This window comes from Tabrizicola sp. (assembly GCF_036781545.1).
In the GTDB taxonomy this organism is placed as follows: domain Bacteria; phylum Pseudomonadota; class Alphaproteobacteria; order Rhodobacterales; family Rhodobacteraceae; genus Tabrizicola.
In genome coordinates this window covers 1-24674 of sequence record NZ_DAIQAT010000019.1, presented here as the reverse complement: position 1 = coordinate 24674, position 24674 = coordinate 1, and the positions used below count along the sequence as shown (strand labels likewise).

The 24674-nt window shown below is 62.2% G+C and carries 20 protein-coding genes and 2 pseudogenes; 14 read left to right on the top strand and 8 right to left on the bottom strand.

Annotated features, from left to right (window positions below):
* Positions 1–45: 45 nt before the first annotated feature.
* The 5 genes from V7Q39_RS05570 to V7Q39_RS05550 form a co-directional block, all read right to left on the bottom strand.
* The gene (locus V7Q39_RS05570) at positions 46–1674 is read right to left on the bottom strand and encodes a purine-cytosine permease family protein (RefSeq protein WP_333815578.1); all 1629 of its coding nucleotides are present in this window, start codon (positions 1672–1674) and stop codon (positions 46–48) included.
* A 274-nt stretch (positions 1675–1948) separates the two neighbouring features.
* A complete protein-coding gene (locus V7Q39_RS05565; RefSeq protein WP_333815577.1) occupies positions 1949–4036 on the bottom strand; it encodes a hydantoinase B/oxoprolinase family protein in 2088 nt (695 codons plus the stop codon).
* Between the two features lie 35 nt (positions 4037–4071).
* Positions 4072–6144 carry a hydantoinase/oxoprolinase family protein gene (locus V7Q39_RS05560; RefSeq protein ID WP_333815576.1) on the bottom strand — a complete coding sequence of 691 codons (2073 nt, stop codon included), beginning with the start codon at positions 6142–6144 and terminating at the stop codon, positions 4072–4074.
* A 375-nt stretch (positions 6145–6519) separates the two neighbouring features.
* On the bottom strand, positions 6520–7245 hold the full coding sequence (locus V7Q39_RS05555; protein WP_333815575.1) for an ANTAR domain-containing response regulator: 726 nt from the start codon (positions 7243–7245) through the stop codon (positions 6520–6522).
* Positions 7246–7321: 76 nt separating this feature from the next.
* Entirely contained in the window at positions 7322–8512 is a 1191-nt protein-coding gene (locus tag V7Q39_RS05550; protein WP_333815574.1) for a transporter substrate-binding domain-containing protein, read from the bottom strand.
* A 388-nt stretch (positions 8513–8900) separates the two neighbouring features.
* On the opposite strand from V7Q39_RS05550, the gene V7Q39_RS05545 reads away from it, so the two are divergent.
* The 8 genes and pseudogenes from V7Q39_RS05545 to V7Q39_RS05510 form a co-directional block, all read left to right on the top strand.
* Entirely contained in the window at positions 8901–9044 is a 144-nt protein-coding gene (locus V7Q39_RS05545) for a helix-turn-helix domain-containing protein (protein ID WP_333815573.1), read from the top strand.
* Positions 9045–9062: 18 nt separating this feature from the next.
* The gene (locus tag V7Q39_RS05540) at positions 9063–9395 is read left to right on the top strand and encodes a hypothetical protein (protein WP_333815572.1); all 333 of its coding nucleotides are present in this window, start codon (positions 9063–9065) and stop codon (positions 9393–9395) included.
* A gap of 319 nt (positions 9396–9714) precedes the next feature.
* On the top strand, positions 9715–10722 hold the full coding sequence (locus tag V7Q39_RS05535; RefSeq protein WP_333815571.1) for an ABC transporter substrate-binding protein: 1008 nt from the start codon (positions 9715–9717) through the stop codon (positions 10720–10722).
* 54 nt (positions 10723–10776) lie between these two features.
* Positions 10777–12432, top strand: coding sequence for an ABC transporter permease (locus V7Q39_RS05530; protein ID WP_333815570.1), 1656 nt, complete (start codon positions 10777–10779; stop codon positions 12430–12432).
* Positions 12433–12436: 4 nt separating this feature from the next.
* The gene (locus V7Q39_RS05525; protein WP_333815569.1) at positions 12437–13540 is read left to right on the top strand and encodes an ABC transporter ATP-binding protein; all 1104 of its coding nucleotides are present in this window, start codon (positions 12437–12439) and stop codon (positions 13538–13540) included.
* The gene (locus V7Q39_RS05520; RefSeq protein WP_333815568.1) at positions 13537–14388 is read left to right on the top strand and encodes an inositol monophosphatase family protein; all 852 of its coding nucleotides are present in this window, start codon (positions 13537–13539) and stop codon (positions 14386–14388) included. Before V7Q39_RS05525 ends, V7Q39_RS05520 begins: the two co-directional genes overlap by 4 nt.
* A 34-nt stretch (positions 14389–14422) precedes the next feature.
* Positions 14423–15208: a MurR/RpiR family transcriptional regulator gene (locus V7Q39_RS05515; protein WP_333815567.1), complete on the top strand. Its 786-nt coding sequence runs from the start codon at positions 14423–14425 to the stop codon at positions 15206–15208.
* Between the two features lie 104 nt (positions 15209–15312).
* A pseudogene (locus V7Q39_RS05510) lies at positions 15313–15599 on the top strand (integrase core domain-containing protein); the annotation flags it as partial.
* A 71-nt stretch (positions 15600–15670) separates the two neighbouring features.
* On the opposite strand, the gene V7Q39_RS05505 reads toward V7Q39_RS05510, so the two are convergent.
* Together V7Q39_RS05505 and V7Q39_RS05500 are read right to left on the bottom strand one after the other, a co-directional pair.
* The gene (locus tag V7Q39_RS05505) at positions 15671–16693 is read right to left on the bottom strand and encodes an ABC transporter permease (protein ID WP_333815566.1); all 1023 of its coding nucleotides are present in this window, start codon (positions 16691–16693) and stop codon (positions 15671–15673) included.
* Positions 16686–17426, bottom strand: a complete 741-nt coding sequence (locus V7Q39_RS05500) for an ATP-binding cassette domain-containing protein (protein WP_333815565.1) — start codon at positions 17424–17426, stop codon at positions 16686–16688. The genes V7Q39_RS05505 and V7Q39_RS05500 overlap by 8 nt, the downstream gene beginning before the upstream one ends.
* 152 nt (positions 17427–17578) lie before the next feature.
* Between V7Q39_RS05500 and V7Q39_RS05495 the strand changes: the two genes are divergently transcribed.
* The 6 genes from V7Q39_RS05495 (at position 17579) to V7Q39_RS05470 (ending at position 24030) form a co-directional block, all read left to right on the top strand.
* On the top strand, positions 17579–18553 hold the full coding sequence (locus tag V7Q39_RS05495) for an NAD-dependent epimerase/dehydratase family protein (RefSeq protein WP_333815564.1): 975 nt from the start codon (positions 17579–17581) through the stop codon (positions 18551–18553).
* A gap of 38 nt (positions 18554–18591) precedes the next feature.
* The gene (locus V7Q39_RS05490) at positions 18592–19581 is read left to right on the top strand and encodes a substrate-binding domain-containing protein (RefSeq protein ID WP_333815563.1); all 990 of its coding nucleotides are present in this window, start codon (positions 18592–18594) and stop codon (positions 19579–19581) included.
* A 70-nt stretch (positions 19582–19651) separates the two neighbouring features.
* Complete coding sequence (locus V7Q39_RS05485) at positions 19652–20596, top strand: sugar-binding protein (protein WP_333815562.1); 945 nt, start codon at positions 19652–19654, stop codon at positions 20594–20596.
* 75 nt (positions 20597–20671) lie between these two features.
* Positions 20672–22186: a sugar ABC transporter ATP-binding protein gene (locus V7Q39_RS05480; protein ID WP_333815561.1), complete on the top strand. Its 1515-nt coding sequence runs from the start codon at positions 20672–20674 to the stop codon at positions 22184–22186.
* On the top strand, positions 22186–23154 hold the full coding sequence (locus V7Q39_RS05475; RefSeq protein ID WP_333815560.1) for an ABC transporter permease: 969 nt from the start codon (positions 22186–22188) through the stop codon (positions 23152–23154). Before V7Q39_RS05480 ends, V7Q39_RS05475 begins: the two co-directional genes overlap by 1 nt.
* 9 nt (positions 23155–23163) lie before the next feature.
* Positions 23164–24030 carry a FadR/GntR family transcriptional regulator gene (locus V7Q39_RS05470; RefSeq protein WP_333815559.1) on the top strand — a complete coding sequence of 289 codons (867 nt, stop codon included), beginning with the start codon at positions 23164–23166 and terminating at the stop codon, positions 24028–24030.
* Positions 24031–24053: 23 nt separating this feature from the next.
* Here the strand turns inward: V7Q39_RS05470 and V7Q39_RS05465 are convergent.
* Positions 24054–24674: pseudogene (locus V7Q39_RS05465) on the bottom strand (IS5 family transposase); the annotation flags it as partial.

Here is a 24674-nt window from a genome sequence, read left to right as displayed (position 1 = left end):
AATGGCCGCATCAGAAGCGGCCATAGTCAATGCATACGCTTTGTTTTACTGTCTTGCTAGATCCTCCATACTTACATTTCCGCTACAGGCGCGCGCTTCGGCGCGGGCCGAAACCAGAAATTCGCTGCGATCAGAAGCACAGGCGAGGCAAATCGGCTGATGGTCCGCTGAGGGATCCCGATCCATCTCATGTGCGATATAGGCCTGGTTGCAATGGTGGCAGCGGATGCGGGCTTCCCAGGGGTCATCGACCTCTTTGCGGGGATCGCCGGGCCGCTCCTCAACAAACCAGTTGCGCTGTGCGATCATCAGGGATGCGGCATAGATCACCACCGCGATGCCCAGCGTGACCGGAGGGGCCCAGATCCCGCCGAAACTGCCGCCGAAGATCATCATCAGACAGCCGGTGGCAGAGGCAATGACCCAAGCACCAAGCCCGCCGGGATTGATCAGTGGCACCCGGCCGGGCCGGAACTCCAACTGATCCGGCCTTATGCCCCGCAGGCTGCACCAGGCGATATGGGTCATGGCAACGCCCACCCAGGCAACGATGATCACGCCCTGAAATTGCAGCGTCAGCAAGAGATAGCCAAAGACATTGGTCAGCATGATCAGAAAGATCACCACGGTCATGATCCCTACCCAGACTGTTCGCGGCCAGGAAATCTTGAACGCCCGGGCGAAGAAGTTCTGCATATTGGTTGAGGAGAGGTAGAAATTGATCGTGTTGATCCTAGTCTGACTGGCCCACACCAGAAGCACGCCGAAGGGCCCCATCAGGGCTACGATGCCGATGATCGCCGAGGTCTCGCTTAGCTCGCCCTCAATCGGGATGGTGAAGGTAATGAACATCCCCACCGCGCCATTGATCAGCAGTGTTACCACGTAAAACGGGATTCCGAAGGTGACGCTGCCGTTGAAAGACGCATCTTCCTTGCGGCCGAAACGTGCCACATCCCAGGTCATCATCACCACGACCCAGACGCCCATATAGACCGTAAAGGCAAACCACCAGCCAGGGACGCCGACATCGACTCCGCCGGCAGGGACCTGCATCAGCCAAGCTCCGGAATAGCCATGCTGCGAAATGGCCCAGATCACACAGGCCACCAGCCCAAAGACATAGAGCGGCAGCAGGACGCCGTTGATCCGGTCAAGCCAGGTCCTCACGCCGCGCATCACGAGGGGTGCGCTATAGAGGCAGACGATGAAATACCAGAGGCTGATCGGGCCGCCGAAATAGTCCTGCAACGCGATGGCGACAATCGAGCCCTCCGCGATGGCGTAATAGGTGATCGTGACGCCGAACAGCAGCGCGGCGAATGTGGCGCCGACCTGGCCGAAGACCGCACGGGAGAAAAGGGCAACACTGGTGCCGCTGCGTGCGGCAAAACGCGCCGCGATGCTGCAAAGAATGCCGTAAACCACCGTCGAAAGGGCGATCCCGATCAGCGTATTCACGGTTCCGACCGTCAGCGCGACCATGCTGCCGACAACGACCCAGAACATTGCGCTCATCAGCCCGAACCAGGCCATCGAGAGCGAGAAGCGCGAACTTCGCCAGCTGGGCGGAACGATATGCAAAGAGAAATCTTCGGCGGCGGCCTGGCGCAGCACCTCGGGCTCGTCATGGTAAATGATGTCGGGGGCAGGATGTGTTCTGGCAGTGCTCATGAATTCCAACTCCTCGCTGGGTTTCTCTGAAATCGGAAAACCGGCTGCAGGCAGGGGAAAGGCGGGGCCTCCAGACCCATCGGGCTGTTGGCCGCGCCGTCACTCGCAAGGTGCCCCGAACGGCTCTGCACCCGGCCAGTCATGCTGAATGGGTGGGTGCAAGTCCCCAGGGAGCGGTGGCAGAAAGCCGGTATCCGTCTGGATTGCTTGTCTTCTAGCAGATCAGAAACAGAGCGGCGGATCGTCGCGCCGCCCTGTTTTTCGCCCGGTTCCCTCAGGCGGCGGCTCGTACTCTTTCGCTTGCCTCTTCGCTGAGGACGGCGAGGGTTTTGCCCCAGTAGGGCAGGACGCGGCGCTTCATCATCTCGCGGAACTGGGTCGTGGTATTGGCAAGGAGTTCACCATTGCCCCAGTCGAGGATGACGCCATATTGCCGGACGCAGTCCATCTCGTTGAGCTCGCCCGCGCGGTAACGCACCGCAATAGCCGCCGCATCCTCGTCCAGCCAGCCCGGACGCGCGGCAGCGATCCTGGCTCGCTCGGCCAGGGTTGCCGCCTCGTCAACCTCATATTGCGCGAGATCAGCATCAATCACCCGGATGACCACGCCATAGTCGATCCGCGCTCTTGCGACGCTGACATATTCGTCGGCAACATCCTCGCAAACGAGGTTCGGATCGCGCAGCAGCGGGTCACCCACCCCGCCACCGCCGGCCGAAGGGCGACTGAAGACGTCATCCAGCTCAATCGGCAGGTTCGAGAAGATCGAGCCGAGGTAGCGCTCGCGGTCCGTCCCCTTGTTCAGCCAGACGCCATGCGGGATCGAGGGCAGGCCACCCCACATCCCCCAGGTCACGGAGCGCTCGCGATCGCAGCAATAGGAGACGACGATGCGCTCGCCCTCAAAGACCGAGCCGCCTTTTTCCGCGCCGAGCCCGCCACGGGATTCACCCGGACCGGCGGAATCCTGCACGAAATCATGGCATTTAGTTAGCACGGGCGCGAGCCTCTCCTGGCCCTCCAGCGGCTGGATTCCGTACTGCGCGCCAAAGACCGGAGCGGTGGCGTTGAATCCGTCGCGTCCGTTCCTGCCGCCCCAGCCGCCCGCCATCCAGTCATACCACATGAAATAGGGCTTTTTTTCGATGCGGGTGTCGCGACCGCCGACCAGCAGGTATTCGAGGTTGAAGGCGCAGCCCATCGTGCGTTCGGGCATGATATCGGCCCAGAGTCCGAAGACCGAATTCATCAGCTTTTCAAATGGGCCGGAGCAGAAACCGGCGCAGGGGCTGGGCCAATCCGCGTTCACCACTGTCCCCGGCTCGCCAACGTTGACAGTGACCGCGCGGTAGAGGCCAGAGTTCAGCGGCAGATCCGGGAACTGGTATTTCGTCCCCGCGACGATCCCCGCAAAAGACCCGCCATAGGCCGCATTCAGGAAGGTCGAGATCTGCGGATGTGAGCCGGAGAGGTCGTAATGAGCATGATTGCCCTTGATGGTGAATTTAATCTTGATCGGGATCAGCCCCTCTTCGAGCTTGGGATCCTGGTCGATATAGTCTTCGGCATACCAAGTACCGTCGGGGAGCTCGGCTAGACGCTGGCGCATCAGCACTTCGACCCAGTCCTGCACCTCGCGGAAGGCGATCTTGATGGTCTCCACCCCATATTTGTCGCAAAGCCGCTGGATTTCACGTTCTGCCACGGCGGTGGCCTCAGCCTGGGCCTGCATATCGCCGATCACATCGCCTGGATTGCGGGTGTTGTTCGCGATCATCTTCGCCACATCTTCCAGCCAGACGCCCTTGCTCCAGACACGGGTCGGCGTAATGCGCAGTCCTTCGCCCATATGGTCGAGCGCGGTGATGTTGAACGAGCCAGGGGTTGCCCCCCCCATATCGGCCCAGTGACCGTTGGCCTGGGACCAGCCGATCAGCTCACCCTTGTAAAACATGGGGCGCAGGATGCGGGTATCGTTGAAATGGCTGCCACCACGGAAGGGATCATTGACGATGAAGACGTCACCGGGATGGATGTCGCCCTCGAAGTCCTCGATCACCGACTTGCAGGTGTAATGCAGCGTGCCGACATGGGCGGCGATGTCACCAGTGCCCTGCATCACCAGATTACCCTCGGGATCGCTGAGGCCGGACGAGAAGTCGCGGCAATAGATCACGAAGGAGTAGCAGGTGCGCAGAAGCTGCTCGGCCATCTGGTCAACGATATTGACGAAGGCATTGCGCAGCACCTCGAAAGTGATCGGGTCCAGCTGCGATCTGAACTCGGTCAGCCGTTGTTCGGGCGGCGGCGGGAACTGAATGCCCTTGTCGGAAAGGCTAAGGGATTGCTTCTTGCCGGTCATGCCGGGGTCCTCCTGTTGGTTTGGGGGGAAGGCGCTTATGCTGCGCCGAGCCGGATTTGGATGTTGAGCCATTCGTCGATATAGGCCACGTCACCTGGCGGGATGACGGTGGTCGAATCGAGCTGATCGATGACGGCGGGGCCTTTGATTGTGACGCCGGCCGGCAGGGTCTCGCGGTCGTAAAGCGCGGTGGTCAGCGCGGTCGGATGGTCATGGAACCAGGCCTCGCGGGTGCCTTTGGGGACCGCTTTCGCATTCGGGTCGATGGTGACCTTCGGGAAGGAGGGTTTCGGCGTGACGCCGATGGCACGCACAGTCAGGCGGTAGATCTCGACCGGGAAATCCTCGCGGCGGAAGTTGTGGGCCTTTTCGTATTCGCTGTGGAAGATCGCCAGCGGCTCTTCGATCGAGGTGATTTCCCCTGGCACCGGCACCGCGAGCGAGCGCCACTGGCCCCGGTAGCGCATGTCGATGAAGCGCTGGAAGGTCATATCGCCGGTCTTCACGCCATCGCGCTCAAGACGGTCGCGGCCTTCCAGTTCCAGCTTGCGGAACCCGGCCTCGACATCTTCCGGCTTCGCGCTGGCCGCGTCCTCGAAATACATCTGTGTGACGTCATGCTGCACATCGACCAGCATACAGCCCACCGCCGAAGTCACACCGGGATTGGGCGGTACGATGACGACGGGGATATTGAGTTCGCGTGCAATATCAACGCCATGCAGCGGCCCCGCACCGCCGAAAGCCACCAGCGCAAAGTCGCGCGGGTCGTGGCCACGTGCAATCGAGATCAGCCGAACCGCATCGGCCATATTGGCATTGGCGACACGCAAAGTGGCGAGCGATGCATCCACGAGATCGAGGTTCAGGGGCTCCGCAATCTTCTGCATTGCGGTCAGTGCTGCATCGCGGTTGAGGGATTTCTTACCCCCGGCCAGCGCCGTACCGACCCGACCCAGGATGATATTGGCATCGGTATTGGTCGGCTCTACGCCGCCCGCCGCATAGCAGGCCGGCCCAGGCACAGAGCCCGCCGATTGTGGCCCGTTGCGCAGCGACCCCGCCTTGTCGAGCCAGGAGATCGAGCCGCCGCCCGCGCCGATGGTCAGCACCTCAATCGAGGGGAAACAGATCGGATGGCCCCAGTCGACCTCCCATTTATCGGTCATGCGGATATTGCCGGCTTCGGCCAGCGAAATATCCGCCGAAGTGCCGCCCATATCGAGCCCGATGGAGTTCTGATAGCCGCAGAGTTCAGCGAAGTATTTGCTGGCGATGGCGCCGGCGGCAATCCCCGAGGCGGCAAGGCGCGCCGCGTATTTCTCGGCTGTGGCCGGTGTCATCACGCCGCCGCCCGAATGCAGCAGGAGCACATCGGCCTCATAGCCGGCCTCGGTGGTGCGACGATCAATATCGCGGGCATAGGGCCGAATGATCGGGGCGAGAATGGTATTGGCAACCGTGGTCGAGAAACGGTCATCCTCGAAAATCTCAGGATGGGTTTCGTGCGAGGTCGATATTGCAATATCCGGGCCCAGAACTTCGGCCAGGATCTCGGCCATGCGCAGTTCATGTTCGCCATTCACATAGGCATTGATGAAACAGACGGCAACGGCATGAACCTCGCGCTTTTTCAGAATTCGCGCAATTTCTCGGGCGCGATCTTCATCAAGCGGCTCGATGATCTCGCCCCGATAATTGATGCGCTCCTTCACCGCAAACCGGTCACGCCGCCGCACATAGGGGGGGGTGCCTTCTTTATAGGCGTCCCAGGGATCTTCGCGGGTGCCACGCCCGATTTCCAGAACGTCACGGAAACCCTCGGTCGTCACCATTGCCACTGGTTTGAAATTGCGGGTGATCAGAGCGTTGGTGGCAACCGTCGTGCCATGGGTAAAAAGCTCGACATCTGCCCAGTCGATATCGGCGGCTTCCGCGCCATTCATAATCGCATCAATCGGGTTCTTTGTGCTGGGAACTTTAGCAACCGTCTGATTTCCATTCGAATCCAGCACAAAAACATCCGTAAATGTGCCGCCAACATCGATTGCAAGGCGCGTGCGCGCCCGTTGCGGTGCCGGGCCCGCGCCCGCTCCGTCCATGCTCATCATGCATTTCCTTTGATTTGAGCCGGGCATTACGTTCCGCGACATGCGGAATCGCAATGCGAATGGCTGCATCTGAGTTCTATTCTGAGAGGGAGATTGGTTTCCGGCGCGCCCGGCGCCAGGTGAACCTGCATTCTTTGTTGAATGCGTTTTACAAGACTATGCGATGACTATCTTCATCTGCAAATGTTTTTTTGCCTCAAGGCGGTCGCGAAATGAACCTTTATTCTTCCATATAAAACAATCAGTTGCATCCTTCAGTCGCGTGCGGCGACGCAGCACACTATCGCGAGATTGAGTGTAACCAGAGAAGTTTTCCGCGCCCTCCCTCGGTGATCGGATCTTTCTCCTGACATGCTTCCGGAAGCAAACGAATCAGGCCGACCGATCGGAGAGGCTGCCATCAGCCGACAGATCCCCGGCGCTATGAAGCCTCTTCGCCTCGTGCAGGTCGGCCAGGATCGTCGTATCGCAGCCATCACCCCAGCCCAGGCGGGCGAGAACGTCGCTGGAAATGGCTTCGACAGTAGTACGGCGTGTCATCGCAAGCTGCCGCAATATGGCATAGGCGACCTTTTCGGAATGCCCCTCGGCCAGCATGACCGCGAGCTTTGCGCGTTCGACCATCCGACAGGATTCCAGCTTTGCCTGCGCCCGTTCAAGGTTGAGGCGAATGCGCTGTTCCCGCAGATGGTTGTTTACCGCAGCCAGCAGGTTCGTTAGGATGCCGAAGGGCCGGATCGGCAATCCGATCACAGCATTGACACGCATATGCAGCAGCCGATCGATGGAAAGCGGGTTCTCGTAGTCAATGACCGCGATGAGAACGGCAGAGGGGTTGTCGGCCTGCCAGTGAAAGGTCTGGCTGCTCTCAATAACGCGGTCAACCATCACGAAAACGATATCAATGTCGTTGGGATAGGTCTGGGGCGGCGGCCATATCTCCTGGACCTGGCAGCCGATCCGTTCCAGATGCGATCTCAGCGCCAAGCCATCGCTATCCTGAGGCTGAACAAGTAGGAAGGTCAGGGATCTCAGATCCTTGATGAGAAAGGACTGCTCTTTTCCGCTGGCAAAAGGCTCGCTTCGTCCGGGCCGCATTTCAGATCCTCTTCTCCGAAGAACTCTCACTGAATACGATTGTACAAGGTCACTGATCACCCGTCGCCGGGACGACTCATTGCCTCAGCCCGGATATCCTGGGCCGGAGCGTTTCTGGTGCTGACGCCTCGGACGAAACGTTCATATCATCGTCAAACTCATAGGTTGTGCGATAGGGGTCGGGTCGGATGGCTGTCTCTGTCTCGGCAACGATCTCGAACTGGCCGTCCGTACGGGCAACTCCGATCTTGGGCCAGAGATTGCAATGCGCGTTAAGCGCATCGATGCCTATCACGCCCTGTGGAGCCTCGAATGATGCTCCGAGGATTCCCGAGCGTATCGAGTTGAGGCTGTCAGGATCCCCACCCCGCATTGCCTGCGCCACCACATGGGTCTGCGTATAGGCCGCGTCCCAGCACATATTCGCACACGGCTCTTCCTGGCGCAGCGCCCTGTAGCGCGCAAGACAGGCCCGGTTCGCGCTATTTGATTGCGAGGCGAAATAGCTTGCCGCAGTGATATGGCCCAAGGTCGCGGAGGCGCCTATTTCCCGGATATCAGCCTCACTCGTCGTCAGGCTAGCCACCATCATCCGGCTGGCATCGAGGCCATTTTCGATATAGGATTCGTAAAATTTCCGATTTGCTTCACCAACAAAGTTGTTGAAGATTATATCGGGGCTTTCTTTCCTTATCCTTTTGATAAGCATATCAAATTCATTGGATCCAGCCATATCGTCAAGATAGGCTTCGCCTGCGACCCTGCCGCCACCTGATCGGATCAGATCCCCCATGATCCTGCCGGATTCGCGCGGCCAGACGTAGTCTGACCCGACGATGTAAAGGCGCGGGGCGGGGTTCCTGAGAAGATGAATCGCCAGAAATACGCTGTTCTGATTTGGAACGGCTCCAAAATAGACGATATTCTCAGAGTACTCAAAGCCTTCATATTGCGCAGCATAGCACAGAAGGGCAGCCTCTCTGTCCACCACGCTCAGCACCGCTTTGCGCTGGCTTGACGTATAGCACCCCAGAATCACGCGAACCTTGTTTCCAGAAATAAGCTCTGCCGCCATTTTCTGGTATGCAGAGGGTTCTCCCATTGGGTCGCGAATGATGGGGCAGAGCATGCGTCCGTTGATGCCGCCTCCGGCATTGATTTCCTCGATTGCGAATTCGGTCGCCGCCAGCATGCTGCGTTCGGTTACGGCGGTGCGTCCTGTTTTGGAAAACAGAACTCCAATATAAATTGGCTGGTCGCTCGTCATTCGGCGCAAACCTTTCTGGGGGGAGAACGGGCGATCGCATCGCAAATCGTAAGCCCGAAGAACCGGGCAGTGCTGGCCGGTTGCGTATAAGACTAGGGGAGCGCAGGCGATGGGTCAATATTTTTAGTGACCGGCAGAAACTGGTCAGAGCCGGGTGGTCAGGCCAGGATATGCGCCCCAGACCTGGATGATTGGGTCAAGAAGGCCGAGGTCGATCGCAGTAAGCGGCCGGGCGTTTCGCGTGAGATTTCGGAGCACAAGAAGGCCTTGGAACCTGAGTGTGTTTCGGCGTGCAATTTTGACCCTCTGATCGGGGGGATCGGCGCCCAATTTTTACCCCCTGATGTTTGTCGGACCATTCGCTGCTTGTCAGCGGACGGAGGAGGAGATGAAGCGGGTGGACACGATTGCGCGGGTCCTTCGGGCCTTCCACTTGCAGCGCTGGTCGATGAAGAAGATCGTGCGGGAGCTGCATGTCTCAAGGAATGTCGTCCGCAAGATCCTGCGGACGGTTGAGACGGACTTCGGCTAAGAGCGCAGCCATCAGCCGATGCAGCGGATCGGACCGTGGCAGGACCATCTGGACCGGCTCCTCGCGGTAAATGGGGGCAAGTCGGCGCGAGAGCGGCTGACGCTGATCCGGATATTCGAAGAGCTGCGCGCCCTTGCCGAGTTCGTGGGCGAGAACAACCGTCTGATTGGTGCGCCGCTGTGGAAGAAGGGGGCTGCACTGTCACAACTGATTCCGGGATTGCCATCCGCACCCGTCCGCAGCTGGGACTTCAGCGGGCTCAGGGCGTGTTCGTCTGCCTGCGGCCAGAACGGATTCTGGTCGGCGACGCTGCAGATGTCGCGCCGCCCAAACCATGTCAGGATCGAATAGAGAGACAGCGACCCGCGGTGCTTGAGCGCCTTGTTATACGCGGCCAGTTCAGCGTCTTGTAGGTCGGTGCGTCCGGTTTGCTCATGGCCTCCAGCTATCACGCTGGATTCACAACATGAATCCCTCACAGGATTTGTGCAACAGAGCCTGAAACCTCTGGGGGCGGTGAGGCAGTATCATGTGAGCATCCATGCGTGATATGTTGGAAATAAACATACAGATTGACCAATGTAGGATTTTTTCATAAATAACCTTACGCCCCGGTGATTCTCGGTTTCATGCGTATCGGATCGTCGGGGTTCCAAGGGAGGAGACAGGAATGACGACCCATACCACGCTGGTTTCAGCGATCGCCCTTTTTTGCGCGGCGGGTGCGGCAGAGGCCGGTCCGCTGACCGCCTATTGCCCCATGTCCGAGGATGATTGCGCCTCGGTCCTTGCGGCCTTCACCGCCGACACCGGCTTCGAGGCGAACTTTGTCCGCATCGGCGCGGGCGAGATCGTCGCCCGCATCCGGGCCGAGAAGGACAATCCGCAGGCCGGGCTCTGGCTGGCCGGAGCTGCCGACAACTTCATCCAGGCCGCCGAAGAGGGGCTTCTCGCCCCGCACAAGGCCAAGGGCATCGAGGGCGTCGAGGCGCGCTACACCGACAAGGGCGACTTCTGGACGCCCATCTCGCTCTCGCCGCTGGTCTTCGCCTATAGTCAGGAGGTCCTGGACGAGGCGGGGGCGCCCGCGCCGACCAGCTGGAAATCCTTCGCCGATCCAGTCTATGCCCAGAACGTGGCGCTGGCCCATGCGGCGGCCTCGGGCACGGCCTATGTCGCGCTGGCGACGATGGTGCAGCTTTACGGCGAAGACGAGGCCTTCCAGATCATGAAGGACATCGACAAGAACGTGGTGCAATACACCCGTTCGGGCACCGCCCCCTCGCGCATGGCCGCGAACGGTGAGGTGGGGCTCTCCATCGCCTTCACCCAGGACGTCGAGGCCGCGCTGAAGCAGGGCTACCCGCTGAGCTACGCCTTCCCCGAAGAGGGCACCGGCTTCGAGGTCAATGCCGCGGCCGCCATCGCGGGTGCGCCCGAGGACCAGGCGACAGCCGCTATCGCCTTCCTTGACTGGGTGCTGACCGAAAAGGGCCAGGCCGCCATGGGCGCCACCTTCCGCGGCCCGATGATCGCCGGGTACAAGAACCCCGAGGCGCAGATCGACCTGACCAATGTCAAGCTGATCGACTACGACTTCGCCTGGGCCGGCGAGAACCGTGCCCGCCTTCTGGAGCGCTACGAGAACGAAGTGCGCCACAAGGCTGACGCCCAGTAACCGCCCGGCAGAGGTCCCGTCATGAACGCAACCGCAAAAGCCCCATCCGCGAGGATGGGGCCGGCTTCCGCACCCCTGTGGCGAAGCGTCACTGCCGATCCCTGGCTGTTCGGCATTTTTGCCCTGATCACGCTTTCGGTCCTGGTCTTCGCCGTTCTGCCGATCCTGATCGTGCTGAAACACGCGGTCTGGACGCCGAACGGCTTCGACCTTTCCGCGCTGGCCGGCACCCTCTCGCAGGGGTTCGTCTGGAGATCACTGGCCAATACGATGATCCTGGGCGTCACCTCGGCCCTGGTGGCGACCTGTGCGGGCTTTGTCCTTGCCTTCGCTGTCACCCGCACCACCATGCCGGGCAAGACCTTCATCCATGGCGCGGCGCTTTTGCCCATCATCTCGCCGCCCTTCGTCATGGCGCTGGCCATCGTGATCCTTTTCGGTCGCTCCGGCCTGATCACGCGCGAGCTGCTGGGCATCCGCAACGCCAATGTCTACGGCTTCCACAGTCTTGTGCTGATCCAGTCGCTGGCCTTCACGCCCATCGCCTATCTCAATATCCGTGGCATGCTGCAATCCATCGACAGCGCGCTTGAGGATGCCTCCTCCTCGCTGGGGGCCTCGCGCTGGACGACCTTCCGGCAGGTGACGCTGCCCCTGGTCACGCCCGCGATCCTCAGTTCGGTCCTCCTCGTCTTCGTGAAGTCGGTCGAGGATTTCGGCAACCCGATGCTGATCGGCGGCAACTACAACACTCTCGCCGTCGAGGCCTATTCGCAGATGGTGGGCTATTTCAACCTGAACGCCGGCGCACTTCTGGCCAGCCTGATGCTGGTGCCTTCGATGACGGCCTTCCTGATCCACCGCTACTGGGTCTGCAAGCGCAGCTACGTCACCGTCACCGGCAAGCCCACGGCGCAGTCGATCCGCATCTCGGGGCGCCGGGTGGTGCTGCCGCTGTCGATCCTGTGCTACGCGCTGGCCTTCACCATCCTCTTGTTCTACGCGACCGTCTTCTACGTCTCGTTCACCAAGCTGCCGGGGGTGAACAACACGCTGACGCTGGATCACTACCGCACGGTCTTCACCGTGGGCTTCAGCACGCTCTACAACTCGCTCTACCTGGCCGGGATCGCCACGCCCATCACCGCCATTGCGGGGATGATGATCGCCTTCCTTCTGGTGCGGCGCGCGTTTCCGGGCAGCTTCCTGTTGCGCTGGGGCACGCTTCTGTCCTTCGCCGCGCCGGGCACGATCCTGGGCATCGGCTATGTCAGCACCTTCAACACGCCGCCGCTGCTGCTGACCGGGACCGCCATGATCGTCATCGCGGCGATGGTGGTCAAGAACCTCCAGGTCGGGATCGAGGCGGGGTCGAACCAGCTTCAGCAGATCGACCGCTCGATCGAGGAGGCCTCGACCATCCTCGGCGCCTCCAGCGGGCGGACCTTCTTCCGCATCACCCTTCCGCTGTTGCGCCCGGCGCTGTTCGCCTCGCTGTCCTACTCGCTCACCCGGTCGCTGACCACGCTGAGCGCGGTGATCTTCCTCGTCTCGGCCAACTGGACGCTGATCACGGTCACCATCCTGTCGCAGGTGGAAACGCTGAAGACGGGGGTGGCGGCAGCCTGGTGCAGCATTCTCGTGATCGTCGTCCTGGCCATCCTGGCCGTCATGCAATTGCTGCTTTCGGCAGCATCGCGCGAAAGGTGATCCCATGTCGAAAGTTGTTTTTTCCAATATCGTCAAGCAGTTCCCCGCCGTGGGCGGTGCGCCCGGCGGCCTTGCGGTCAACAATCTGGACCTGACCATCGAGGAGGGTCAACTCGTCACCCTCCTCGGGCCCTCGGGCTGCGGCAAGACCACCACCTTGCGGATGCTGGCCGGGTTCGAGACCCCCAGCGCGGGCAGCATCACCATTGGCGGGCGCGACGTGACCCATCTGCCGGTGAACGCGCGCAATGTCGGCATGGTGTTCCAGAGCTACGCGCTTTTCCCGCACATGACCGTGCGGCAGAACGTGGAATACGGGGTGAAGCTTCTGAACCTGCCGCGCCGCGAGATGGACGAGCGGGTGAGCGAGATCCTCGAAACCATGGCGCTGGCGCAATATGCCGACCGCGCGCCCTCGCGCCTCTCGGGCGGGCAGCAGCAGCGCGTGGCACTGGCCCGCGCGGTGGTGACGCGGCCGAAGGTGCTGCTCTTCGACGAGCCGCTTTCGAACCTCGACGCGCAGTTGCGCGAACGGATGCGCGACGAGTTGCGCGCGATCCAGCTGCGCCTCGGCATCACCAGCCTCTACGTCACCCATGACCAGAGCGAGGCGATGGCGATCTCGGATCGGGTGGTGGTGATGCGCAACGGCGTGATCGAACAGGACGACACGCCGCGCAACGTCTACTCCCGCCCCGGCACCGCCTTCGTGGCCGAGTTCATGGGCAAGGCCAACATCCTCGAAGGCAAGGTGGAATCGGTGAACGACCAGGGCGCGCGCGTCCGCATCGCCGAGGCATCGTTCGACCTGGCCCCCGGGCCGCAGCCCCTGCGCGCGGGCCAGGCGGTCCGCTGCGTGGTGCGGCCGGAATATCTGCATCTGGACCCGGCGGGCCAGCTCGAGGCCAAGGTGCGCCGCGTCGTCTTCCAGGGCGGCCATGTCGAATACCTGGCCGAGATCGGTGGGCAGGAATGTACCATCACCGATGCCCGGTACATCCATTCCGGCATCGCCGAGGCGGGCCAGTCGCTGCGCGTGGCGATGGACACCCGGCCGGTCTGGATCCTTCCCGAAAACCAAGCCAACGAAATGGGAAAAGTCGCATGACCCTCACCGCAGAGACCACTATCAACCTCGACGCGCTCATCGTCGCCACCGCCCGCGAGGCCGCACTGGCCGCCGGTGCGGGCGCGCGCGAGGCCTTCCTCAATCCCGAGGGGTTGCAGACCGAACAGAAGGCCGGGTTCTTCGACATCGTGACGGTCGCCGACAAGGCCGCCGAGGCCACAGCCTGCAAGATCATCTGGTCGCGGGTGCCCGGCTCGCGCATCCTCGGCGAAGAGGGCGGCTGGCAGGGCGAGGGCGAGACGACCTGGATCATCGACCCGATCGACGGCACCAGCAACTTCGCCTCGGGCCTGCCGTTCTTCGCCGTCTCGATCGCGGCCTACCACGCCGGACGCCCGGTCTGCGGCGTGATCTACGACCCGATCCGGGACGAGATGTTCCTTGCAGCCGAGGGGCGTCTCACCCTGAACGGAAAGCCGGTCGAAAGTCTCGCGCGGGCCGCCACCGATCGGGGGGTGGAACTCCTGACAAATGCTCCCTACGAAGGCGCCCGGCCCGGCCCGGCCACGCTGGAGTCCTACGCCGAGGTGGTGGATTCCTTCCGCGCCGTGCGGCGTCTGGGCTCCTGCGCGTTGCATCTGGCCTATGTGGCGGTGGGGCGCGTGGCGATCTGCTACGAGTCCAAGTTCAACGCCTGGGACATCGCCGCGGGGGTGCAACTGGTCGCGGCTGCGGGCGGCCAGATCGCCGCGCGGGATGCGGATGGCAATCCCGTCGGCACCGGGCATGACGATCTCTCCAGGGTCAAAAGGCTCGTTGTCGCGCAGCGGGGTTTTGACTATCAATCGTCCTGCCTGTCCCGGCTGATGGAGAAGGGGGCGCTCTAGCGCCCCCGCCTTTCCGGCGGCAGACCGGAGACCGATGCTCGACCTGATCCGACAATCCCTGGCCAGCTTTACCGCCGCCGAGCGCCGCATCGCCGAAGCCATTCTCAACTCGCCAACCACGGTGATCACCTGGTCGATCTCGGATGCGGCGCGGGTGGCGGGGGTCAGCGAGCCCTCGATCACGCGCTTCTGCCGCCGCCTGAACTGCGAGGGCTTCCCCGACTTCCGCCTGAAGCTGGCCCAACAGATCGCCGTCGACCACAAGACCGCGCCGAGAAGCTACGAAATCGGCGATCCCTATACCGGGATCGCTGACGAGATCTTCGCCCGCGCCATCACCTCCATCGAGGAGACGCGGCGCGACCTCGACATGGAGGTGCTGAAGGCGGCGGTCTCGCTCTTGGCCGGCGCGCGGCGGGTGGATATCTACGGCTATGGCGGCTCGGGCTTTCTGGCGGGGGAGGCGCAGCATCGCCTCGCCTCGCTGGGGATCGCCAGCGTCGCCTATTCGGACCCGACGCTCCAGATGATCTCGGCCCCGAGACTGACGCCGGAGGACGGGCTTCTTGCGCTGTCCTTCACCGGGGGCACCAGCTACCTGATCGCCAACCTCGAGATCGCGCGTGCTGCGGGTACGCGCATCCTTGCTATCTCGCCGCGCGGTTCGGTGGTGGCGAGCCTGGCAGACGTGAACATCAACCTGAATGCCTACCGCCAGTCGGCGGGACGGCTGGTCATGCCCACGGGCCGCGCGCCGATGTATGTCGTGCTAGATGTTCTGTTCGAACTTCTGGCCCGGCATCTGGAAGAGAAGGCCTGATCGCGGCTGGATGCGGACAGGCGGGGCCCGCCGGGTCGAGGCCGATTTTCTGGTTCTGGGCTACGGTTTCAGCCCGTCCACCGATCTGGCCCGTCCGGCCGGGTCGCTACAGCGAGCGGCTGGCGGAAGCGGGAATACAACCGCCGGTCGGCAGTGTCGGCGACAGCTACGACAATGCGCTGGCCGAGACGATGAACGGGCTACTCGAGGCCGAGGTCATCCACTGTCGCGGACCTTTGCGCAGTTTCGAAGCGGTGGAATATGCCACACTCGCTTGGGTGGACTGTTCAACAACCGGCGGCTCCTCGAGCCCATTGGGAACATCCCGCCAGCAGAAGCCGAGGCCAACTTCTACGCAGCTCTGGAAATGAACCTATGGCCGCGTAACTAACCAAAATCAGCCTCCGGCAAACCCGGCGCGGTTCACTCTGGATATTGTCCGACACCCCCGTCGATCCCACTCTACAGGTTCAACTCACGAAGTGCCCGAAGCCGGTCGACTGCAACGGCGAGAACGATGAAGAAGCCGACGAACGCTCCCTGCCAGAAGGTCGAGATGCCCAGCAGGATCAGGCTGTTGCGGATGATCTCGATCAGAGCGGCACCGACGATGGCACCGAAGATCGTGCCCGACCCGCCCAGAAGGTTGGCGCCGCCGATGACTGTCGCGGCGATGACGGTAAGTTCCATGGACTGCCCAAGGTTCGTTGTCACGCCGCCAAGCCAGCCCGCTTCCAGAATGCCGGTGAGCCCGGCGATCATCGACGAAAAGACATAGACGCTGATCTTCAACGCGGGAACCTTGACACCGGTCAGCACGGCGGCGCGTTCATTGGCGCCGATGGCGAAGACATGGGTTCCCCAGGGCGTCCAGCGCAGCATCAGCGATGTCATCAGGCCAAGTGTCACCAGTGCGATGACCGGATGGGCGATCCCGTAGGTCGACCCGCCGCCCAGGTTGAACAGCAGCGCCTGATCTGGCCCGAACTCAAAGATCATCCGGTTGTCGGACAGCACCATCGCGGCGCTGCGGGCGATGGAAAGGGTGCCAAGCGTGACCACGAAGGACGGGATTCTAAGGCAGGCAATCAGCGCGCCATTGAGAAAGCCGACCAGCGCCGAAGCTGTCAACGCCGCGACGGCAGAGGAGTAAAAGCCGTAGCCGGCATTCATGCAGATGGCCTGGACCATAGCTCCAAGGCAGACGACCGAGCCGACGGAAAGGTCGATCCCGCCCGAAATGATAACCACGGTCATGCCAAGCGCGACGATGCCGACAAAGGCGAAGTTGCGGGACACGTTGAAGATGTTCTGTGGCGAGGCAAAGGTATCGGTGGCAAGGCTCAGCGCGACTGCGGCCACGACCGCAGCAAGGAACACCCACGTTGCCTGTTCGCCAAGAAGCGCGGACCAGCGCGTGTTCGTCTGGCGGCCGATGGCCGAGGCAAGATCGTCGGCGGGTTGATTGGGGGTGCTGTCAGGCATGTTCGATCGCCCCCGTGATCAGACCGGTGACTTCTTCCGGTGAGGTTTTGGCCACCGGCTTGTCCGCGACGACATTGCCCCGGCGCAGGACTGCAACCCGGTCGGCGACACCGAAGACATCGGGCATCCGGTGGCTGATCAGGATGACGGCGACGCCCTGATCCCGCAGCAGACGGATGAGGTTCAGCACTTCCGCCACCTGGCGCACCGAGATCGCGGCGGTGGGTTCGTCCATCAGCACGATGTCCGCGTTGGAAAGCCTTGTGCGTGCGATTGCGACCGCTTGCCGCTGGCCGCCGGACATCGACCGGACCAGGTCCTTCGGCCGGGTCTCGGATTTAAGCTCGCGGAAAAGATCGCCCGCGCGCCGGTTCATCGCGGGATAGTCATTGATGCGGAAAGGCCCGATTCTGCGAGTCAGTTCGCGCCCCAGAAAGACGTTGGCCGCCGCGGTAAGATTGTCGCACAGCGCCAGGTCCTGATAGACGATCTCGATTCCATGGCGGCGGGCATCCAGCGGGCCGTGGAACACAACTTCCTGCTCCTTCAAGAAAATTTGGCCTGAAGTAGGACGGAAGTTTCCGGCGATGATCTTGACCAGCGTGGATTTTCCCGCGCCGTTGTCGCCCATCAACCCGATTACTTCCCCCCGCGAGACAGCAAGCGAGACACCTTTCAAGGCCTCGATCGCACCGAACCTCTTGGCGATCCCTTCCAGCCGAAGAACCGTCATTCACCCATCCTCTGCCGCCCGTTTCAGCCATATCACGCAAGGCAGGCTTCGGGGTCAATACCCTGCTTGAACGGTTTTATATTATTTATCTGATAAATTCATTGACCGAACCCTCCCGCCTCGTTTATTCCCGAAACGAACAGGGGGACGGGATGCAGATTCTGGTGACAGGTGCGACGGGGAAAGTGGGGCAGGCGCTGCTTTCGGCGCTGCCCGGAGCCTATCCCGATGCGACCGTCCGCGCCCTGCTGCACAGCCGCGATCTGCCCGACCGGTCCGGGCTGTCGAAGGTCAGGGGCACGCTGGCCGACCGATCGGTGGCAGAGGCCGCCGTCAGGGACTGCACCCATGTCGTGCATCTCGCAACCTGCAAGGAAACGCCCGACGAGGTGATGGATGTCACTGTGAAAGGCCTGTTCTGGCTGCTGGAGGCCTGGCGCGCGAACCCTCGTGCCGAACGCTTCATCCTGATCGGCGGCGATGCTTCGGTCGGGCATTTCTTCTATGACCATGACGGCCCGGTCACCGAAACCACGCCGCATCGCGCCTATCCGGGGTGTTATGCGCTGTCGAAGGTTCTGGAAGAGGTGATGGTTGCCCAGTACGGCATTCAGTACGGCATCGACTGGTGCTGCCTGCGCGCGCCCTGGATCATGGAGAAGGACGATTTCCGCGCCTCGCTTTCCTTTGGCGAGGACCGTTTCGGCGGGCCGGACTGGGCCGCGCTGGTCGGGCCGGAAATTGCCGCAAGGGCGCTCCGGGAAGGGGCCGTTCCGCTGCTTCAGGATCGCGAGGGCCATGCGATCAAGCGCAACTTCGTGCATGTCACCGATCTGGTCAGCGCGATCTGCACGGCGCTGGTCGCCCCCGCCGCGCGCCAGCGGCTGTACAACATCTCGATGGACGAGCCGGTCGACTATGACGAGGTCGCGCTCATCCTGGCCGAAACCCTTGGCCTGACGACAGTCCCGGTCCGGTCCGACTACCGGTCCACCTGGCTGTCGAACGACCGGGCAAGGTTCGAGCTTGGCTGGTGCCCCGCCTACGACACCCGCCGTCTCGTCACGGACTCCTGGGCCTATACCCGCGCGCCGGATGATCCGCGCCGGGTCTGGTACCCGGGATGAGGCAAGAAAGACCAACAGCAAACTTCGGGAGGATAGGAATGCAACGCAGAACTCTTATTACCACCACGCTGGCGACCCTGCTGATCACGGGGGCGGCCTGGGCCGAAGACAAGGTCCTGGCCATCGTGGTCAAGGGACTCGACAACCCGTTCTTCGAGCAGATCAACAAGGGCTGCCAAAAATGGAACGGTGAGAATGCAGGAACAGGCTATACCTGCTTCTACACCGGCCCGGCCTCTTCGGCGGACGAGGTCGGTGAGGTCCAGATCGTGCAGGATCTCTTGCAGCGGCCTGATGTTGCAGCCATTGCCATCTCGCCCTCGAACGCGCCCCTGATGGCGAAGATGCTGCGCGAGCAGGCGCCGAAAATCCCGATCATGACGATCGACGCGGATCTCTCGGCCGAGGATGCCGACCTGCGCGCCACTTACCTTGGCACCGACAACTATCTGATGGGCGTCAAGTTCGCCGAACATCTGAAAGCGCTGAAGCCTGACGGCGGCACGGTCTGCCTGCAACTGGGCAACGTGGCGGCGGCGAACATCAATGCCCGCGCAGCAGGCACCCGCGACACTTTGTCGGGCGAAAAGGGGATCGAGCGGCTGGAAGGCCAGGGCGGCTGGACCGAGGTTGCCGGTTGCCCGGTCTTCACCAACGACCAGGCGGATCTGGCCAACCAGCAGATGGCCGATACCTTCGTCGCGAACCCTGACCTGACCGCCTTCATGCTGATCGGGGGCTGGGCCCAGTTCGCACCACAGGCCTATGCGCAGGTCACGGATCAGGTCATGGACAAGCTGAAGAGCATGTCCATGGTCATTGTCGCGGGCGACACGCTTCCACCGCAGATGGAGGCGCTGAAAGCCGGTCGCAGCCATGTGCAGGTGGGCCAGCGCCCGTTCGAGATGGGCTATCGCGCGCCGACGGTGATGCTTGACCTCTTGAACGGCAAGCCGGTCGAGCCGGTGATCTACACCGGCCTTGACGAATGCACCCAGGAAACCGCCGACAGCTGCATCGGCGGCTGATGACGGCCAAGCCGGGCTGAAGTGCTCCCTTTTCGGCCCGGCTTCTCACCTTTCACCTATGGAGACTGCCATGAAAGCCCGGATTTCCGTGCTCGCCCTTGCTGTTGCGCTTTCGTCGACCGCGGGTTTTGCACAAGAGAAGAAGACCCTTGCCTTCGTCGTCAACGGCGCATCCGATTTCTGGAAGCTGGCCGAGGCTGGCGTGAAGAAGGCCCAGGAAGAGCTGCCGAACTATGACCTGCAGCTGAAATACCCCGAACAGGCCGCAGCCGCGATCCAGCAGCGCCTGATGGATGATCTTGTCGCCGCCGGTGTGGCCGCGATCATGGTCTCGGCGGTCGATCCCAAGAATTCAACCGAAGCCCTGAACCGCATCGGCGGGCAGGTGCCGCTGTTCACCACCGACAGTGACGCGCCCGATACCAACCGCGTGGCCTATATCGGGTCGTCCAACACCGATGCCGGAAAGCAGGCGGGGGAAATCGCGAAGAAGGCGATGCCCGACGGCGGCAAATGCATCGGCTTCGTCGGGCTTCTGGGCGCCGACAACGCGCGGGAACGCATCGACGGGATGAAGGCCGCGCTGGAAGGCTCGAATGTCGAGTTGATCGACGTGCGGGGCGATGACATCGACATGACCCGCGCCAAGCGCAACGTCGAGGATGCGCTGGCCGCGAACCCGGACATCGACTGCATGGTCGGCTTCTACAGCTACAACCCGCCGCGCATCTACGAGGTGCTGAAGGAAGCGGGCAAGCTGGGGGCGGTCACGGTCGTCGCCTTCGACGAAGACCCGATCACCCTTGGCGGCGTTCGCGAAGGGTCCATTGCGGGCACCGTCGTCCAGCAACCCTACGAATGGGGCTATCAGGGCATGAAGCTGATGGCCGCCTATCTGGAGGATGATTCATCGGGCATCCCGGCCGACAAGCTGGTGATCGTCCCCACTGCCATCATCGACAAGGACAATGTCGATGCCTTCGAGGCCGAGCTCAAAGCCCGCATTGGCGGCTAGCGCTTGAGCCAGATGCAGGCCGGGTTTTCAAGGTTTCCTCCCTTCCCGGCCTGCATCCCCTTTCGGGATAGCGCAATGACACCCTTCCTCAGCCTTTCTGGCATCCACAAGCGTTTTGGCCCCATCACGGCCCTGTCGGGGGTCGATCTGTCGGTCTATCCGGGTGAAATCCTTGGGCTGGTGGGTGAGAACGGGGCCGGAAAATCCACCCTTCTGCGCATCATCGGCGGCGTCCATGCACCAAGCGAGGGCCGTATCGAGTTGCTTGGCGAGGGGCTGGACCGGCTGACCGTCCCACGCTCGATTGCCGCCGGGATCGCCTTCGTGCATCAAGAGCTGTCGAACTTCGACAATCTGACCGTGGCCGAGAACATCTATCTGGGCCGGATGCCGACACGGGGCGGGCCGCTTCGGCTGGTCGATACGCGCCGGTTGAACGATGACGCGGATGCCCTGCTTGCCCGGCTGGGGGCGACATTCTCGGGGGCCACGGCCCTAAGCCGCCTCTCGCTGGCGCAGATGCAGCTGGCCGAGATCGCCAAGGCCCTGTCGCTGAACGCGCGGCTGGTGATCATGGACGAACCCACCTCCTCGCTGACAGCAGCCGAGACTGACCGCCTGCTGGCCGTCGCGACCGCCCTGCGTGACAGCGGGGTGGCGCTGATCTTCGTCACCCATCGCCTGAGCGAGATCGAGCGCATTGCCGACCGCGTGACGATCCTGCGGGACGGAAAGCATGTGGCCGACCTTGACCGTCCCGAAATCGCTGCCCCTGCCATGATCCGCCACATGATAGGACGCGAGCTGAAATCGGTCCATCTGCCACCCGCCGCGCCGCCCGGCCCACCGATCCTGACCCTCAGCGGCTTGCGGACCCCACGTTACCCGGACCGTGCCGTCGATCTCACCTTGCACCGCGGCGAAATCCTTGGACTTGCCGGGCTGATCGGCGCAGGACGAACCGAACTGGCCGAGACGATCTTCGGCCTGACACCGGCCCTGGCGGGACAGGTCGCGCTTGAAGGCCGGAACGTAACCCTGACGTCGCCCCGGCAGGCGATCGCGCAGGGCATCTACCTTGTCCCCGAGGATCGCAAGCGCCACGGCCTGATCCTCGATTTCCCGATCACCCAGAACATTTCCCTGCCCGGCTTGCACGGCCTTGCGCGAAAGGGGCTGGTCGACCTCAGGTCCGAAGCCGCGCTGGCCGAACGGCAGAAGGCGGCGCTGGATCTTCGGGCAGCTGACATGTCGCTGGCGGTCTCGTCCCTTTCCGGCGGGAACCAGCAGAAGGTTGTCCTCGCGCGCTGGCTGGCGCTTTCGCCACGTGTGATCCTGTTTGACGAACCGACCCGGGGCGTCGATGTCGGGGCCAAGGCGGAAATCTACCGCCTGATGCGCGCCCTGTCCGACCGGGGGGTCGGGGTGCTGATGATCTCCTCCGACATGGAAGAGGTGATCGGCGTGTCCGACCGCGTTCTCGTCATGCATGAAGGGCGGATTGCGGGCAGCCTCATCCGCGCGGACCTGTCCGAGCAGGCCATCCTGTCGCTGGCGGTCGGCCAGCCCGAAACTTTGGAACATCCCTGATGATCAGTCGCAAGAACCTTGGACTTCTGGTCCTGATCCTTATCGTCTCGGCGGTCGTTGCCGTCCTGAACCCGCGCTTCCTGTCGCCGGTGAACCTGTCGAACACGGCGAACCTGATCGGCCTGTTCGGCATATTCGCCATCGCGCAAGCCTTCGTCATCATCTCGGGCGGGATCGAGCTGTCGTCGGGGTCGGTCATTGCGCTTCTCGGGGTGATCTTCGTCGATCTTGTCGGAAACGACGCGATGTCACCGCTGTTCGTGGCGCTGCTGGTCCTTGCCCTTGGGGCGTTGATCGGCGCGCTGCATGGGGTGCTGGTGGCCTTCGTCGGGCTGCAACCCTTCGTCGTAACCCTGTGCGGCCTGCTGATCTATCGCGGCGTCGCCCGTTACTACACAGAGGACGCGACCGCCGGCTTCGCCTTCGGCGCCAGCTTTCCCACACTGGAATGGCTGACCACGGGCCGGGTTCTGGGCATACCGAACAGCCTGTCGGCCATGATCGTCATCGCCATCCTGACCGGCATCCTGCTGCACCGGTCGGTCTACGGGCGCACACTTCTGGCCACAGGGCGCAACCCTGAAGGCGCGCGTTATTCCGGGATCGACACCCGTGCCGTGCTGATCACGGCCTATGTCCTTTGCGCCGTGCTGACCGCCGTCTCGGCGATCTTTATTGCCATGTACACACGGTCGATTTCCCCCGCCTCACATGGCAACTTCTACGAGCTTTACGCCATCGCCGCCGCCGTGCTCGGTGGCTGCTCCCTGCGCGGCGGAGAGGGGTCGATCCTGGGTGTGGTGCTGGGCACCGTGCTGCTGCAGGTGCTGCAGAACCTCGTCAACCTTCTGGGCATCCCCTCCTCTTTGAACTTTGCGGTCATGGGATCGGTGATCATCCTTGGCGTGATCGCGGATGACTGGCTGGTAAAGCGCAAGGCGGTGGTGCGGCAGGGGAAAGCGCCATGATCCCCGCAGTTGATCAAGGGCTTGCACGGCAAACGTTGTCAGGGGCCGGTTCTCGCGTTACGGGTTGACCGGAAGGGCAGGACAGGAGGTTGCGTGACGGTACGTCAGGAAAAGGACACGGCAGGACGGCAAGCCGCACCCGCGAAATCGGCATCGGCGCCGAAGATAGGGTTGCCGCGTCAGGCCGGATCCTTCGCCCATTTCTCCGTCGCGCAGGAAATCGGTCGCCGCATCGTCGGTGGCGACTATCCCCCGGGCTCGATCCTTCCGAATGAGGCCGAGTGGTCCGAGATGTTCGGCACCAGCCGCTCGGTCGTGCGCGAAGCGATCAAAATGCTGATGTCGAAGAACCTTCTGGTCTCGCGCACCAAGATCGGCAGCCGGGTCGAACCGCGCGAGAACTGGAACCACCTTGATCGCGACGTATTGGCCTGGGTGGCGCAATCGCCGCGCCGCAATGCCCTGATGCGATCGGTCCAGCAGTTGCGCCACATCATCGAACCCGAAGCCGCCGCCCTTGCCGCCCAGATCCGCAGCGCTGATGAAATGGAGCAAATCTCCTCAGCCTGTCACGACATGGGCGTCGCCAAGACCCTGTCGCAGCGCACCCATGCCGACCGCCGATTCCATCAGGCCATCCTGAACGCCACCCGGAACGAGCTTCTGATGCCGCTCGGCGCGATGATCGATTCTTCGCTCGACTATCTTTTCACCTTCGTCACACGGGAAGTGAACGATCTGCGCTATGCTCAGGACCTGCACGATGCCATCGAACGTGCGATCCGCGTGCAAAGGCCCGAGGCCGCGCGCAAGGCCGTCAAGGCTCTGCTTCGAAACACCGACCATATCCTGAAAACAAAGGGTGCGGCTGAGTGAATTGAAGAAGGAGGTCCATAGGGTCAGGACTCGTTCTCGGCGCATAACCAGAAGATGACGGTTGCAGCGAGAGATATGTTGGACAGGAAAACCTTGGGACATCTGTCGTAGCGGATTGCAACGCGCCTCCAGTCTTCGAGCCTGCCGAACATATCGATGCGGCTGCGGCACTTGTCGTGCTTGATCGGCTCGCCACGTGACTTGCGGTCCGGAATGCAGGGCTTTATGCCCTTTTCTTTCTGTGCATCTCTGAACCAGTCGGCATCATAGCCCCTGTCGCCGATCAGCCATTCCGCCTTCGGCAAACGACCCAGGAGCGCAGCAGCACCCATGTAGTCACTGACCTGAGCTGCAGTCATAAAGAGGCGGATCGGGCGCCATCGGCATTTGCACTAGCGTGTAGTTTGGTGCTCATCCCTCCTTTGGTTCGCCTGATCGCGCGCGCCCGTCGGCCTTCGGGCCCCTTTTTTGACCGCAGGCTCGAGGCCGTGCGATGCACCTTGAGATAGGTCGCGCCGATCATCACCGTCTTCGGAACGGCCGCCCCGGAAGCAAGCCCGTTAATTATCTGGACAAACAACCCGCGGTTTCTAGCAACTGTGTCATCTACCGGGCTGGGTCTGCCACGGGACGCCTGTTTTGAG